Here is a 13,305-nt window from a genome sequence, read left to right as displayed (position 1 = left end):
AGAAACACTAAAACCACCTTCGGGTGGTTTTCTAATTTGTGGGCTTAATGCTGGACTCAAAAGATGTTGTTTTAAACGACAATAGAAATTCATAATAAAAAGCAGGAGATAGCATGTACAAGTTAATTGCTTTTGATGCCTATGGCACATTGTTTGATGTGTATTCCATGGGGCAGTTGGCAGAAGAATTATTTCCAGGGCATGGTCAAGACTTTGCCTTGATGTGGCGCGATCGTCAAATCGAGTACACCCGCCTTGTCACTATGAGCGATCCCAACCCCAATGGCAGTAAACACTATCTGCCATTTTGGGAATTGACGATTCGTTCTTTGCGTTATGTCTGTAAGCGGATGAGTCTAAATCTCACAGCAGAATATGAGAAGCGACTGATGGATCAGTACGCAAAACTGACTGGTTTTGAGGATAGTTTGAGTGTTCTCAAAACCATTAAAGAACAAGGTTTATCAACGGCCATCTTGTCCAATGGAAGCAGAGAGATGCTCGCTACTGTAGTGGAGAGCAACGGCTTAAAGCCTTACCTAGATAAGGTGGTGACGATTGAAGATGTGCGTTTATTTAAGACTGACCCTCAGGCCTATGGACTTTTGTTAAAAGCATTTCCCGTCAAGAAAGAAGAAATTCTGTTTGTATCCAGTAACGCATGGGATGCTCTAGCGGCCAAGTGGTATGGCTTCGATGTATTTTGGGTCAATCGCTTGGGTCACCCCTTTGAAGAGATTGGTGAAAAGCCAAACTACGAGGGTAACTCCTTAAGTAAAGTGTTGGAGGCCATTTAAGTCTGAGTTTTGAATTCAGGCGGGAGTGAGATGTAGCATTCCCTGCCTGACCCATGCGGTTGGACGATAAATAAGCACTAGTATGACTCTCTCGCCATGAGCGTAAAGTAGCTATATAAAGGGAGAGACTATGACTGCTATTACACCCACCATTGAAGAGCTACAAATTCTAGAGTCCCTTCGGGTCCACAGACGAAAGCATCGTAAAGGCTTTCCTCGCAATATCTCAAGTCATGTTGAGGGTTACGCTCCCGGGCTAACGACTGGCCAAAAAATTTCTGATGTTGTCGCAAAAACGGTAGGCTCGTGGAAGTTCATCTTAGTTCAAAGTGCATGTATTTTTGCTTGGATTAGTTACAACTCAATGAGCAACACAAATACATGGGATCCCTACCCATTTATTTTGCTTAATTTGATGCTTTCTTTTCAGGCTGCATACACCGCTCCAGCAATCATGATGAGTCAGAATCGACTTTCAGAGATAGATCGTCAACAGGCTAGCAATGATTTTGAGGTCAATGTGAAGGCGGAGTTAGAGATTGAGCTTCTACACCAGAAAATTGACCTACTAAAAGAAAAAGAGCTATTCGCCTTAACGAAGGCTGTTGAGGCTTTAAGTGAAAAGCTAGATGGCATTCGTAAGAAGTAGGCCATTTAATACCACTAAACTACCAACATGAAGCGGCTCATTTATTTTTTTCTGATTGCATCGTGCAGCATTGCCTTGGCACAAGAGTCATCCAATGGGTATGACTTAAAGGTCGCCGTCACGAGAGCTGGCGATCGCTTTCAGGTGAGTGCAAGCTATGAGGTGCCGATCACTATTTGTGAAGCGTTTGCATTTATCACTGACTATGAGGGTGCTAAAAATTTACCCGGGATCGTTGATTCAAAAGTGCTCTCTAGATCAGGCAATAAAGTAAAGGTCGCTCGCTTGCTTGAGGAAAGAATTCTATTCATCCCATTTGAGATGCGTTCTGAGTTGGAGTACGTAGAGATCCCCAACAAAGCATTACTTTTTGAGCAATTTAGCGGAGACACAAAGTATTACAAGGGAAGTTGGCGCTTATTACCCGAGAAAGATTTCACTACCTTTAAGTACGATGCCCAGATTGAGCCAAACTCTTTAGTGCCATCAGCAGTCATCGAATTCTTCATTAAAAATATTTTGCGTCGGCAGTTTGAGTCAATAGCCGAGGTCGCTTCACTGAAGAAGTCGGCGCCGCTAAAAAATTGTAGATAGATGATGGTTTGCTAGGCTAAGATTACATTTATGACAAATCTCAATCAATTACCTGGCGACTTGCCTATCCCTGAAGATGATGGGGCCGCAGATCACTTAATAGGCATGAGCTTGCCTGCTATTTCCCTTAAAACAACGGCCCATAGCCAATTTAATTTCGGTGAAATTAAGGGGCGTTTGGTGATTTACTGCTATCCCATGACAGGTCAGCCCAACGTTCCATTACCGGATGGATGGGATCAAATCCCGGGGGCAAGGGGATGCACTCCGCAAAGCTGTTCATTTAGGGATCACTATCAAGAGCTTCGGTCGCTTGGTGCGGATGTTGTGGGGCTGAGCGTGCAATCCACTGAATATCAACAAGAGATGGCGGATCGTTTGCATTTGCCATTTCCAGTTTTAAGTGATGAAGAATATCGATTTCAACAAGCTTTGCGCTTGCCCACCTTCGTTGCTGCTGGGATGACGCTATTAAAGCGCATCACTCTGATCGCAAATGATGGCGTGATCGAGGCTGTTCACTACCCCATCTTTCCAAGCGACAGTGATCCGGCTTGGGTGATTGATTATTTAAAAAATAGAAGCGCTTAATTTTTATTGGGGCAGTAGGTATTTTGCCCACTCGAACAAGATTTTCCTGACGTTTTGACTGCTAGGGGTAGGAAATGTTGCTTTGCAGCAATTTTTCCTTGCTAAGCTCAAAATAAGCTATTAATATGGTGCAGTGCAACAAATAACCATTCATAGGAAAAATCATGTTCAAAAATCAATTTACAGAAAATCAAACTAAATCCGTAGAAAGCGCACGCGCACTAGGACAAACAGCCCTTGAAAATGCTCAAGAATTAGCAGAGATTAATTACCAAGCTGCCCAACAGGCCGTGACAAATGCACAAGCTAAAGCAGCCGAGTTAATGAAGGGTAAAGATGCAAAAGCAGCCTTAGACCTTCTGCAAAGCCCGGAAGTACAGGAGGCTGTTGCTGAAGTTGCTGCGTATCAGAAAAAAGTTGCTGCAGTACTGCGACGTGGAAACCAAGAGCTGGTTGCAGCTGTAGAAGCCGCTATCGATCAATCACAGGATGACCTAAAAAGTTTTGTGGCTGCCGCTACATCAAAGGCGCCTGCTGGGTCAGAGGCATATGTCAGCGCTTTTACAGCAGCATTCAATACAACAATGCAAAACTTTGACCAAGTACGCTCAAGTGCTCAAGATGCATTTGCAAATTTTGAGAAAAGTGTAGAAACTGCAATGAAGAACTCCCAGGGGCAATTTAGTCAGACTTCTAAAGCGGCAAAAAGTCGCACCAAGTAATTAGCGGTTCACTTATCAATAAAAAACCCCGTATATGCGGGGTTTTTTTGATTCAATTCTTGATAAGATAATTCCTTAAATACATTTTTTGAGTACACCATGAGACTTGAGCGCATAACAGCCGCACTATTACTAAGCCTCGTTCTTCTTGGGGGATGCTCCAAAGAAGAGCCATCCAATCTGATTAAGGTTGCCATATCTCCTGCGATTCCTCCAATGCTTTTTGAAAAGGATGGAAAATATTCAGGTATAGATTTAGAGATATTCGAGGGCTACTGTAAATCGAGAGGCTGCACATTTAAAACAACCGCCTACGATTGGCTGGGAATGCTAGGCGCTGTAAGTAGTGGCCAGGCTGATGTTGCATTCTCTGGAATCTCAATTACAGATAAACGCAAAGAAGTGATGGATTTTTCCAATCCATATTTCACTAGCACTTGGCAGTTGATTGGTTTAAAAAACCGCAATATCAAAATAACTGATTTATCACAACTCAACAAATACACAATTGCCTATCCAACAGGAAGCGTATTTGATGATTATGTGAAAAATGTACTACAGCCAAAAGGCTATTACTCGGTTGAGCAAGTAAAGCTATATCCGTCGCCAACAGAAGCTTTAATTGCATTACAAAACGGTAATGTAGATTTAGTGTTTGTTGATAACGTAATGCTGGTCAATTATCAAAAAACTTTGAATCTCCCAGTGAGTAGCAGCTATCAAGTAGTAGGTTTTGATAGCCTCGGATTTGCCTTCAAGAAAGGTTCCAAGCTGCGTGATGACTTTAACCTGTATCTTGCTGAGCTCGGACCAGAAAAGTTAAAGGCTATTATTGATCGCTGGACTCAATAAATTGAAATTATTCATATAGATTGGGTTAAAGTGTTTCTTAAGTCGATTATTTCAATCATTTATAAGGAAAAATATGTCCCATCATGACAAGCTAATGGCTGCTTTTGAGGTGTACCAATCAGAGAATGAAAAATTCCACGGAAAAGGAGTTAAAGCTTCTGCAGCAAGAGCTCGTAAAGCTTTGCAAGAGATTGCTGGTTCTTGCAAAGAGCGCCGTAAAGAAATTACTGCAGAAAAAGAAGCACTTGAAGGTAAGCCAAAGGGTGAAGGCATGTCACAAGACGCTGCTCGTCACGCTCATATTAGAAAGTAAACTTTTACTAGATAAGCAAAAAGTCACCTACGGGTGATTTTTTGCTTAAAGATCTACACCTTCTAGTGCAGGGCCTTCAAGATGGCGAGTATCGGCCCATCTCTCGATTGACCAACCATCATCTTGCTGATGTGTAATCCAATTTAGTGAAGCATTTGGCACTGAGGCTACCCGCTCTGTACTTAAAGCTTGCTTGCTAGCAATTCGATACATCATGTCGAGCGTGCCGCCATGACTAACAAGCAAAATTGTTTTTCCTGAATGTTGCGCTTGTATTTTGTCTAAAACAGTTTGAACACGCAATGCGAATTGCTGAATACTTTCACCACCTTCGAGTTCATGCTCTAAGTCACGAGCAATATGGGCTTGCCAAATTGCAGGTTGTACTAATGGCGCCTCTTGAATAGAGAGTCCCTGAAGCGCGCCAAAATGGCGCTCTCGTAAAGTGCTATCAACTTTTGCCTCTATGCCAAATAATTCAACAATAGCATTTGCAGTATCAGCCGCTCTTTTAAGGTCGCTGGTATATAAAACATCGAATATGAGATTTGCATTCTTAAGTGCTTGTGCCATTTGGCGAGCTTGCAGAATGCCTTTTGCATTCAGTGGAATATCAGTATGTCCTTGCAGGCGCCTTTCAGCATTCCAGGTAGTTTCGCCATGGCGAATAAGGCAGAGTTTTGTGGTCGGCATATTGCGGTATTCAGTGAAATTATTTTTTCATGGTCCAAGCGCGTGGATTGTGCTCAAAGCCCAGGTGCTCATAGTAGGTATTTGCTTTCGGAGCTGCAAGTAACACAATCATGCAGCTAGGCTTCAAGCGCTTCCGAGTTTCTTCAATGAGCTGCTTTCCTATTCCCTGTCGCTGGTAATCTTCATCTACAGCAAGGTCGGCTAAATAAGCCACATAGGCAAAGTCTGTTAGGCTGCGACTGATGCCGACTAGTTTTTCACCATCCCATGCTGAAATAGTCAGATTCGCATTGGCAAGCATTGCTGCAAAGGTTTCGGCACTATCGATTGGACGGCGCTCCCCAAGAGTGGATCGAATATAGAGGTCGATAGCCTGTTCTGGGCTAATACTTGCGTGCTCGGTATAAGTAATCATTTTCTTACTCTGATGGGTATGTGAGCGAATCGCCATTACTCAGGATCCCAGAGTCTAGCGCTTCTGCTCTGAGACCGCCCCTATTCTCAAAAACGTTCATGAAGTCAGGTCTTTTTAGTAAGTTGGCCGGTCGCTGACAGGGTTCGCATAATTCAGTGCCCTTGAATGCAATGCCCCCTAAATAGAAAATCTTGCCAACTAAGCTATTTAACTCATCCTCAGAGATGCCACTAATCACAAGATTTCTTCGGGTATCGCCCTCGCCAAAGAGGGTTTGCTGCTTAGCGCGTAATTGGGCATTAGCATTTTCTATCCCTGAGAGGGTAATTAGGGAAATGTGGCGTATTTTTGGCTTGGTCTTAGAGAAGGCGCCTAGACCTAGTGCGTAGCGATCTCCGACAATTCCTTTGCCGGCAATGATCTCCGCTCTTTCAAGCGGCGCCATCAGCTCGCCCGCTCGAGGAGCAATATACATGGAGTGAATTTGAGGGAATGCCTTCATGATGACAGGATATTACATAAGAAAAAGCCCCGGTAATTTCGGGGCTTAGTACTTAGGCTACAGCTGCCGTTGCAGTGGGTACTGCGACCGGAGGGCGCTTATTGAGAGCCCTCTGTATCTTTGCCTTCTCTTTGGGCTTAGTGCTAGATTCGAGCAATTTACTGAGTTGAGTAACGGTAAGTGGCCCCAATTTAGCTTTACCAGTTTTACTCACCATGGGGTCGTTTTTTCTATTTCTTTGATTTTGGCCAACAGCCATATATTTTCCTAGAGTCTTGGAATGATGAACCTCTGAGCATGCTCAGCAGACTCCCCTATGTAGGGCGCGAAATAGTGATCACAGATCAGAATAACAGTTAAGTGATCTAGGCGCTATGATTGAAAGATCTCTGTCGGCTTTATCCTTAAAAAGCATGGTGTACTACATGTCTAGCTCATGATAAATATTCCTAATCTTATTTTTGCCGCCATTATGGGTGGGCTCATGTCATTAAGCATTACTTTAGCAACCACTTTGGTTCGTATAGGCTTTGCGAAGAATTTCTTTTGGGTATGGCTTGAGCTTTGGGCGGTTGCTTACCCTGTTGCGATTATTTGCATTTTGATCTATCGCCCATTTGCTAGCAAGCTCACTGCAAGTTTAGTTAAGAAGCTGGAGCGATGAGTGGGCGAATAACTTTATTGAATAAGAGATTTTTTATGACGCATTTCAAATATATTGTATTGCTAGGCATGGTTGGCTTGAGTGCTTGCGCTGCGGTTTATACCGATGCATCAGATTCAAATCATGTGACCTTTCTAAATAGTGATGGCGAACCTATTGCCTCACTTACAGCAAAGGCTAATGCGTATTGCGCACAATATGGCAAGACTGCATCGTTTAGAAAAAACGATACGCAGTTACTTGCGGTATTTGATTGCAATTGGCCGCAATCAAGCCCACGCTAGAGCTAACCAGCGAGGTCTGATTGATAGATAAGACCTGCATGCTCTCTTAGGGCATGGAACTGAATGGATTCCCAGCGCTGTTGAGCAACATCGAGTTCAGATTTATGGCTAGCTAAAAATACAGAAGCGCCCACAACATCTTCTGCCATACGGTGAATATTCTCCAGCATGAACTTTTTGAGTGCTACAGGATCTTCGGAGCTTACCCAGCGAGCCAAGTTATAACGTGCCGGTAATAAGCGTACTTCCGCCCCGTATTCAGTTTGTAGGCGATGGCTCACCACTTCAAACTGAAGCTGTCCAAATGCCCCAAGCAGCATGGTGCCGCCAGTCATAGGGCGAAATACTTGAATCGCACCCTCTTCACCAAGTTGCATTAGACCGGTGCGCAATTGTTTTGAGCGTAATGGATCTGCGGACTCGACCATACGGAAAATTTCTGGAGCAAAAAATGGTAAGCCTGTAAATTGCAATTGCTCGCCTTCGGTTAGCGTATCGCCCAACCGAAGTAGGCCATGGTTCGGCAATCCAATAATATCTCCAGGAAAAGCTTCATCCAAAATATCGCGTCGTTGCGATAAGAAAGATAGTGCATTATTAGTGCGCACTTCTTTGCCGTTACGACAAATCTTCAGTTTCATGCCACGCTGAAAATGCCCTGAGCAAATACGCAAGAAGGCAACACGATCTCGATGAGCTGGATCCATGTTCGCCTGAATCTTAAAGACCACAGCAGAAAATTTATTCTCTGCAGGACTTACTTCGCGCTGTAAAGCTTTGCGTGATCCTGGTGATGGTGCAAGTTCAACTAAAGTATTGAGAATTTCCCGTACACCAAAATTATTAATGGCTGAGCCAAAGAATACCGGCGACTGACGACCGGCTAAAAAGGCTTCCCGGTCAAAGGCAGGCATCGCATTTTTAATTAAATCTACTTCAGCAAGCGCATTTTCAAGATCAGTGCCGAGGCGCTCTTTTAGGGCGGGATCATTAATGTCAACAATTGCATGAGAATCTTCGGTTACGCGATCTTCACCTGCTTTGAACATGCGCATTTGAGAATTGGCAATATCAATCACGCCGGCGAAAGATTTGCCCATACCTACCGGCCAAGTAAAAGGAACCACTTCAATACCTAGTGCAGTTTCAATTTCATCCATCAACTCCATGGGTGGCTTTACTTCGCGGTCCATTTTGTTGATGAAGGTCACAATTGGCGTGTTACGTGCACGACATACTTCAAGCAAGCGCAAGGTCTGTGACTCAACACCATTAGCAGCATCAATCACCATCAATGCAGAATCAACCGCAGTCAATACGCGATAAGTATCTTCGGAGAAGTCTTGGTGGCCTGGAGTATCTAGAAGATTAATAATGCAATCGCGATACTCCATTTGCATTACTGAGCTGGCTACAGAAATACCACGCTGCTTCTCAATTTCCATCCAGTCAGAGGTCGCATGTCGACTAGCTTTACGAGCCTTTACACTGCCCGCAATCTGAATTGCTCCCGCGTATAGTAAGAGTTTTTCAGTAAGCGTGGTCTTGCCGGCATCTGGGTGAGAGATGATGGCAAAGCTACGGCGTCTTAAAACTTCTGCGCCGGGAGTGCTGGTGGTGGTATCGATGGTAATTCTGCGCTTAATCTAATTGACAGAATTATAGACGCGTAGAGCCACTTAAAATTGCTCTTCTGGCCTTACAAAGCGCCATTTGCCGGGCGGTAGGGCGCCTAGCGAAATTCTACCCATGCGCACGCGCTTGAGGCCTAAAACCCGGAGGCCAACCATTTCACACATGCGACGAATTTGACGCTTGCGGCCCTCGCGCAAAACGAAGCGAAGTTGATCTTCGTTTTGCCAGCTGACTTGGGCTGGCTTTAAAACGACCCCATCTAATTCCAGACCATGTTTGAGGCGATCTAAATTTTCAAAAGAGAGTGCGCCTTCCACTCGGACTAAATACTCTTTTTCGATGGGGCTATTTTCACCAATGAGGAGTTTTGCGGTACGACCATCTTGAGTTAAGACCAGCATGCCAGTGGAATCAATATCAAGCCGACCTGCGGGCGCTAAGCCGCGGGTATTAAAGCGTGGGTTGCGACCCTTGTCTAAGGGGCTTGCAAAGTAATTCTCAGGAGTGATGAGCGAAGCTGCTGGTTGATACTCTTGTTCGTCATCATAGTGAGAGATGAAGCCGACTGGTTTATTCAAAATGACTGTAATGCGCGATGCCTGCTGTGCTTTGGCGCTAGACTGGAGCTCAATCTTCTGATGACGAAAAGCCCGAGAACCTAGCTCATTGACCACTTCACCATCAACAGTGACTAAGCCTTGCTCAATATAAGAGTCTGCCTCACGTCGGGAGCATAGACCCAACTCAGAGAGTAGCTTGGATACACGTATTTTTTCTTCCATCATCATATTATCGGGCAATTGCCCTATGAAAGACTAGGTTCTGACAATATGAACGCTGCAAGGAGCCTCTTCAGCAATCTTTGTCATAGAGGTTCGCCAAGGCGTTACTTTATTTGGCGGCTTATGAGATGCCCCAATGAGAATCAGTGATGCATCGTTATCTTTGGCAAATTCCACAATTCGACTAGCTGGATCAAGCGCTTCCAATACATGATATGAAATCCGCTCCGGTGGCAATTTCAAAGGCTTTGCCCATTCCATAAGTTGCACGAGATGCCCGCGCACAATACCGCTAGCAGTTTCACTTTCTTGATTGCCTTCAAAAGTCGGAGTACTTGCAATCGTACTGATACAAACAAGCCGACTTTCGGGGTAGGCCTGCAGTAAGTTCTTTGCAGTTGTTTGCATGCGTACACGCAAGTCTTCATCAGACTGGCGCGTATCAATCGCTGCAATCATCAGAGGCGCATCATCATTACCAATGCTGGGGCGGGGACTCGGGGAGGGCTCGTAACCCGCCGCACGGAACATGCGCTTGAGGTTTTCCCAAAAGCTCAGGGGATCAACTCGATCAGCGCGCTCTGTTAGGATGACGCTCTCATGATCGCGCAAGACTTGACGTAAACGAGTAGCGCTCTGATAGCGATCTGCTGCACGGGGCTCAAGACAACGCAAAACAACTTCTTGTAACCAGCGGGGAATTTCTTTTCGAATGGCACGCGGAGGAAATGCCTGCGCCCACATTCTTTTGCGTAAGCCGTACATCGACTGAGGGTTTCCAAAGGGAAGCTCGCCCGTGAGTAGCTCATACAAGATGACGCCAATAGAAAAAATATCGCTACGATAGTCTGAGCGAATGCCAATCACTTGCTCTGGTGCAATATAGGGTGCCGAGCCAACCCCTTTGCGCATCTCTTCCGCGAGTAAGTCTGGAAAACGCGCATGATGCGATAAGCCAAAGTCAATTAACGTGATCTTGCCTTGATCATCAATCAGAATGTTTTCGGGCTTAATATCTAAATGAATGGCATCTTGCGCATGTAGAGATTGCACCGCTTGCGCTAAATCAACACCAATCTTCACAACCTCATCAATTGTAAAAACTCTACCTTCTTTAATAAAGTCCTCAAGTGGTCTCCCTGCCACGCGCTCCATAGCAATGTAGGGGCGTGTTGCCATATTTCCAGAGCCGAGATACTTGGGAACGTAAGGACTCTTCAGTGAGCGCAGAATAGTGAGCTCAGTTTCAAAGCCAATGAGACTTTCCACGGGCTGATCACGACCTACCCTAGGAATCTTCAGGAGAATAGGGACATCAATCCCTTCTTTGCTTGCGGAGTAGAGGCTGGCCATACCGCCGCGATGCACCTCTGCTCCCAATACAAATCCATCAACTACTTTGCCTTCTTGGAAAATTTCATCAACTGCTTCAATATCGGTATTAATCGACATAGGTAAATTATTTACCTGTAATCAGACGGTTGGCAAGATCTTCTGGTAACCCAGCGCGACGCACTTTTTCAGCTGCTGTAAATTGATCGTATGGAGTTCGGTGAAAGGTAAGCACTTCTAATCCTGGTTCAAATATAGCAAAGCAAGCTTCTGGATTTCCATCTCGTGGTTGACCAAGTGAGCCAACCACGCCAACCCACTGACGATGATGCATCACTGGAATTCCATCGCCGGGGTATGGTGCAAAACGAATCAATTTACCGACAGCGCTTTGATAGAAAAGTGCTTGTTCATGAGCATGGCCAACAAAGGTATACGTCTTTCCTGAGCTTTGTACGCAACGCCAAGCGCTCATGCTGTCAGTAATGTAATTCCAGTCAGCAGGATTGTGAGCTGATGCATGAACAAAACACATCGTCTCCTCTTGAACCATGAGTGGTAATTCTTTTAGAAATCGAATTTGCTGAGGATTGAGCTGAGCCTTAGTCCACTCTATTGCTGCATTTGCGCTTACATTCATTTGCTTGCTGCGGTCTTCAAAGATTGCCTGATCATGATTTCCCAAAACAGCAATTGCTTTTTTATTGGCGACCATTTCACCAATGCGATCAATCACAATGCCGGGGTCAGCGTTATAGCCAACAATATCACCCAAGAAGACCATGCGAGTAACGCCAAGCTCTTGAGCCCGCTCCATGCAGGCTTCAAAAGCTTCTAAATTGCTATGTAGATCAGCAAATAAGCCAATGCGTTCATTCATTCTTTAATGATAGGGCAAAAGTAGCCCTAGCAGAAGTGCTAGTAGGGACTCGCCTCATTGTGAGGCCTGTTTTTAAAGCGCTTATGAACCCAGTAGTATTCGGCTGGCCTGAGTCTAATTTCTTTTTCAAAAATTGTGTTGAGTCGCGCTGTATCGGCTTCAGGATTTTCGGTGGGGAAATTTTCAAGGGGCTTGCTAATAGTGCAAACATAGCCAGCCCCATCTTTTTTGAGAGTAGTGATCATCATGCAGACCTGCGCCCCTGTGATTTTAGCAAGACGCGATACAGCTGTGATCGTATTAGTTTGAATATTAAAGAAGGGAACGAAGGTAGAGTCCTTGAGGCCTAAATCAATATCAGGCGCAATGATAATGAAGCTGCCCTTGCGGATCTCTCGAATGAGCGCAAGCGAGTTTCCTTGGCGATCAATTGAATTTCCACCGAAACGATTGCGCCATTCAATAATCTTCTTATTGAAGAAAGGGCTTTTCATTCTTTGAAAAAAGCCAGAAGTACGAGGCCAACCTTTTTCCTTGGCAAGTGCACTCAGAATAATGCTACCTTCAATGCCAATAAAATGCATGTTCACTAAAATACGTGGCTGTCTATCATTTAGATCAACCTCAGGGCGAACCTCAATCATCTCGGCAAGCTGTTTTTTGCTGCCCAGCCAAATAATACTTTTTTCAACTAAGCTGCGTCCCAGCAGTCGCCAATGCTGCTTTCTAAGTTGATCAACTTCTGTTGCGCTTAGCTCAGGGAAACAGAGCTCCAAGTTTTTCTGGACTACGCGATTGCGATCGTTGGGAATGTGGGCTGCCAGATAGCCTAGGCCATAGCCAATAGAGACTAAAGTCTTGTAGGGCAGCGATACCAGAAATCTAAGAAGTGCTACCCCAGAGTAGTTTGAAAAATTTTTAAACAAAACTCAATTTATTCGGTGTCATAGCGAGATAAAGATTTGGCGTAGCGCACATTCATTTCTTCGGCAGAGCTAGTAGACATACCTAAATCATTGACTAAGCCGGTCTCGAGACGGTAGGTCCATCCATGCACCGTGAGATCTTGTCCTCTAGCCCATGCATCCTGAACAATGGTGGTCTCACATACATTTACTACTTGCTCTATCACATTCAGTTCGCATAAGCGATCTTGACGTTTTGGAGATGGGATCACTTCGCCAAGATAGCGCTCATGTTTTTGATGCACATCCTTCACATGACGCAACCAATTGTCAGCAAGGCCAACCCGTTTATCGGTTAGGGCGGCATGGACGCCAGAGCAACCGTAATGACCCACTACCAAGATATGCTTAACCTTCAATAAATCGATAGCAAACTGAATCACAGATAAGCAGTTCAGATCGGTATGAACCACCACATTGGCAACATTGCGATGTACAAAAAGTTCGCCAGGCAGCAAGTTCACAATATCGTTTGCGGGTACACGGCTATCTGAACAGCCAATCCATAAATATTCTGGCGCCTGCTGTGAAACTAAGCGCTTAAAAAAATTAGCATCCTTAGCGATCATGGCTTCCGCCCATTCGCGATTATTGGCAAATAGCTGGTCTAAGGCACTGGAATTCTTCATAATCAT

The 13,305-nt window shown here is 44.8% G+C and carries 19 protein-coding genes; 9 read left to right on the top strand and 10 right to left on the bottom strand.

Annotated elements, in window-relative coordinates; translation table 11 throughout:
* The first annotated feature begins 113 nt into the window (after positions 1–113).
* The 7 genes from ICV89_RS10710 to ICV89_RS10680 all read left to right on the top strand — a co-directional run bounded on the left by ICV89_RS10710 (position 114) and on the right by ICV89_RS10680 (position 4,518).
* The gene (locus tag ICV89_RS10710) at positions 114–797 is read left to right on the top strand and encodes a haloacid dehalogenase type II (RefSeq protein WP_215308623.1); all 684 of its coding nucleotides are present in this window, start codon (positions 114–116) and stop codon (positions 795–797) included.
* A gap of 130 nt (positions 798–927) precedes the next feature.
* Complete coding sequence (locus ICV89_RS10705) at positions 928–1,446, top strand: DUF1003 domain-containing protein (protein WP_215308622.1); 519 nt, start codon at positions 928–930, stop codon at positions 1,444–1,446.
* 27 nt (positions 1,447–1,473) lie between these two features.
* Positions 1,474–2,040, top strand: a complete 567-nt coding sequence (locus ICV89_RS10700; RefSeq protein WP_215308621.1) for an SRPBCC family protein — start codon at positions 1,474–1,476, stop codon at positions 2,038–2,040.
* A gap of 30 nt (positions 2,041–2,070) precedes the next feature.
* Complete coding sequence (locus ICV89_RS10695) at positions 2,071–2,631, top strand: peroxiredoxin (RefSeq protein ID WP_215308620.1); 561 nt, start codon at positions 2,071–2,073, stop codon at positions 2,629–2,631.
* 164 nt (positions 2,632–2,795) lie between these two features.
* Positions 2,796–3,353: a phasin family protein gene (locus tag ICV89_RS10690; protein ID WP_215308619.1), complete on the top strand. Its 558-nt coding sequence runs from the start codon at positions 2,796–2,798 to the stop codon at positions 3,351–3,353.
* Positions 3,354–3,452: 99 nt separating this feature from the next.
* Positions 3,453–4,205, top strand: coding sequence for a transporter substrate-binding domain-containing protein (locus ICV89_RS10685; RefSeq protein ID WP_215308618.1), 753 nt, complete (start codon positions 3,453–3,455; stop codon positions 4,203–4,205).
* 73 nt (positions 4,206–4,278) lie between these two features.
* The gene (locus ICV89_RS10680) at positions 4,279–4,518 is read left to right on the top strand and encodes a hypothetical protein (protein WP_215308617.1); all 240 of its coding nucleotides are present in this window, start codon (positions 4,279–4,281) and stop codon (positions 4,516–4,518) included.
* A 45-nt stretch (positions 4,519–4,563) separates the two neighbouring features.
* On the opposite strand, the gene ICV89_RS10675 is transcribed toward ICV89_RS10680, so the two are convergent.
* The 4 genes from ICV89_RS10675 to ICV89_RS10660 are packed head-to-tail and all read right to left on the bottom strand — an operon-like array spanning position 4,564 to position 6,387.
* Entirely contained in the window at positions 4,564–5,211 is a 648-nt protein-coding gene (locus ICV89_RS10675) for a histidine phosphatase family protein (RefSeq protein ID WP_215308616.1), read from the bottom strand.
* Positions 5,212–5,230: 19 nt separating this feature from the next.
* Positions 5,231–5,626, bottom strand: a complete 396-nt coding sequence (locus tag ICV89_RS10670) for a GNAT family N-acetyltransferase (protein WP_215308615.1) — start codon at positions 5,624–5,626, stop codon at positions 5,231–5,233.
* A 4-nt stretch (positions 5,627–5,630) separates the two neighbouring features.
* Positions 5,631–6,128: an MOSC domain-containing protein gene (locus ICV89_RS10665; RefSeq protein WP_251370847.1), complete on the bottom strand. Its 498-nt coding sequence runs from the start codon at positions 6,126–6,128 to the stop codon at positions 5,631–5,633.
* A gap of 52 nt (positions 6,129–6,180) precedes the next feature.
* Positions 6,181–6,387, bottom strand: a complete 207-nt coding sequence (locus ICV89_RS10660) for a hypothetical protein (RefSeq protein WP_215308614.1) — start codon at positions 6,385–6,387, stop codon at positions 6,181–6,183.
* Between the two features lie 177 nt (positions 6,388–6,564).
* Between ICV89_RS10660 and ICV89_RS10655 the strand changes: the two genes are divergently transcribed.
* Positions 6,565–6,792: a DUF2798 domain-containing protein gene (locus ICV89_RS10655; protein ID WP_215308613.1), complete on the top strand. Its 228-nt coding sequence runs from the start codon at positions 6,565–6,567 to the stop codon at positions 6,790–6,792.
* 35 nt (positions 6,793–6,827) lie between these two features.
* Positions 6,828–7,076, top strand: coding sequence for a hypothetical protein (locus ICV89_RS10650; protein ID WP_215308612.1), 249 nt, complete (start codon positions 6,828–6,830; stop codon positions 7,074–7,076).
* A 2-nt stretch (positions 7,077–7,078) separates the two neighbouring features.
* On the opposite strand, the gene ICV89_RS10645 is transcribed toward ICV89_RS10650, so the two are convergent.
* The 6 genes from ICV89_RS10645 to can are packed head-to-tail and all read right to left on the bottom strand — an operon-like array spanning position 7,079 to position 13,305.
* Positions 7,079–8,704: a peptide chain release factor 3 gene (locus tag ICV89_RS10645; RefSeq protein WP_215310406.1), complete on the bottom strand. Its 1,626-nt coding sequence runs from the start codon at positions 8,702–8,704 to the stop codon at positions 7,079–7,081.
* Between the two features lie 51 nt (positions 8,705–8,755).
* Positions 8,756–9,493: a pseudouridine synthase gene (locus tag ICV89_RS10640; protein WP_215310405.1), complete on the bottom strand. Its 738-nt coding sequence runs from the start codon at positions 9,491–9,493 to the stop codon at positions 8,756–8,758.
* 33 nt (positions 9,494–9,526) lie between these two features.
* A complete protein-coding gene (locus ICV89_RS10635; protein ID WP_215308611.1) occupies positions 9,527–10,945 on the bottom strand; it encodes a serine/threonine-protein kinase in 1,419 nt (472 codons plus the stop codon).
* Positions 10,946–10,952: 7 nt separating this feature from the next.
* The gene (locus ICV89_RS10630; protein ID WP_215308610.1) at positions 10,953–11,705 is read right to left on the bottom strand and encodes a metallophosphoesterase; all 753 of its coding nucleotides are present in this window, start codon (positions 11,703–11,705) and stop codon (positions 10,953–10,955) included.
* Positions 11,706–11,743: 38 nt separating this feature from the next.
* Positions 11,744–12,631, bottom strand: coding sequence for a lipid A biosynthesis acyltransferase (locus ICV89_RS10625; protein ID WP_215308609.1), 888 nt, complete (start codon positions 12,629–12,631; stop codon positions 11,744–11,746).
* 8 nt (positions 12,632–12,639) lie between these two features.
* On the bottom strand, positions 12,640–13,305 hold the full coding sequence (gene can / locus ICV89_RS10620; protein WP_215308608.1) for a carbonate dehydratase: 666 nt from the start codon (positions 13,303–13,305) through the stop codon (positions 12,640–12,642).

It is taken from the genome of Polynucleobacter sp. Adler-ghost, assembly GCF_018688495.1.
GTDB lineage: Bacteria > Pseudomonadota > Gammaproteobacteria > Burkholderiales > Burkholderiaceae > Polynucleobacter.
This window is presented reverse-complemented; position numbering and strand designations above follow the sequence as displayed.

Bases quoted from the DNA above. Each gene is read 5' to 3' on its own strand.
- ICV89_RS10650 (WP_215308612.1), top strand. From the start codon at position 6,828: ATGACGCATTTCAAATATATTGTATTGCTAGGCATGGTTGGCTTGAGT.
- ICV89_RS10695 (WP_215308620.1), top strand. From the start codon at position 2,071: ATGACAAATCTCAATCAATTACCTGGCGACTTGCCTATCCCTGAAGAT.
- ICV89_RS10675 (WP_215308616.1), bottom strand. From the start codon at position 5,211: ATGCCGACCACAAAACTCTGCCTTATTCGCCATGGCGAAACTACCTGG.
- ICV89_RS10685 (WP_215308618.1), top strand. From the start codon at position 3,453: ATGAGACTTGAGCGCATAACAGCCGCACTATTACTAAGCCTCGTTCTT.
- ICV89_RS10640 (WP_215310405.1), bottom strand. From the start codon at position 9,493: ATGGAAGAAAAAATACGTGTATCCAAGCTACTCTCTGAGTTGGGTCTA.
- ICV89_RS10630 (WP_215308610.1), bottom strand. From the start codon at position 11,705: ATGAATGAACGCATTGGCTTATTTGCTGATCTACATAGCAATTTAGAA.
- can (WP_215308608.1), bottom strand. From the start codon at position 13,305: ATGATTATGAAGAATTCCAGTGCCTTAGACCAGCTATTTGCCAATAAT.
- ICV89_RS10665 (WP_251370847.1), bottom strand. From the start codon at position 6,128: ATGAAGGCATTCCCTCAAATTCACTCCATGTATATTGCTCCTCGAGCG.
- ICV89_RS10670 (WP_215308615.1), bottom strand. From the start codon at position 5,626: ATGATTACTTATACCGAGCACGCAAGTATTAGCCCAGAACAGGCTATC.
- ICV89_RS10655 (WP_215308613.1), top strand. From the start codon at position 6,565: ATGATAAATATTCCTAATCTTATTTTTGCCGCCATTATGGGTGGGCTC.
- ICV89_RS10635 (WP_215308611.1), bottom strand. From the start codon at position 10,945: ATGTCGATTAATACCGATATTGAAGCAGTTGATGAAATTTTCCAAGAA.
- ICV89_RS10690 (WP_215308619.1), top strand. From the start codon at position 2,796: ATGTTCAAAAATCAATTTACAGAAAATCAAACTAAATCCGTAGAAAGC.
- ICV89_RS10680 (WP_215308617.1), top strand. From the start codon at position 4,279: ATGTCCCATCATGACAAGCTAATGGCTGCTTTTGAGGTGTACCAATCA.
- ICV89_RS10710 (WP_215308623.1), top strand. From the start codon at position 114: ATGTACAAGTTAATTGCTTTTGATGCCTATGGCACATTGTTTGATGTG.
- ICV89_RS10705 (WP_215308622.1), top strand. From the start codon at position 928: ATGACTGCTATTACACCCACCATTGAAGAGCTACAAATTCTAGAGTCC.
- ICV89_RS10700 (WP_215308621.1), top strand. From the start codon at position 1,474: ATGAAGCGGCTCATTTATTTTTTTCTGATTGCATCGTGCAGCATTGCC.
- ICV89_RS10660 (WP_215308614.1), bottom strand. From the start codon at position 6,387: ATGGCTGTTGGCCAAAATCAAAGAAATAGAAAAAACGACCCCATGGTG.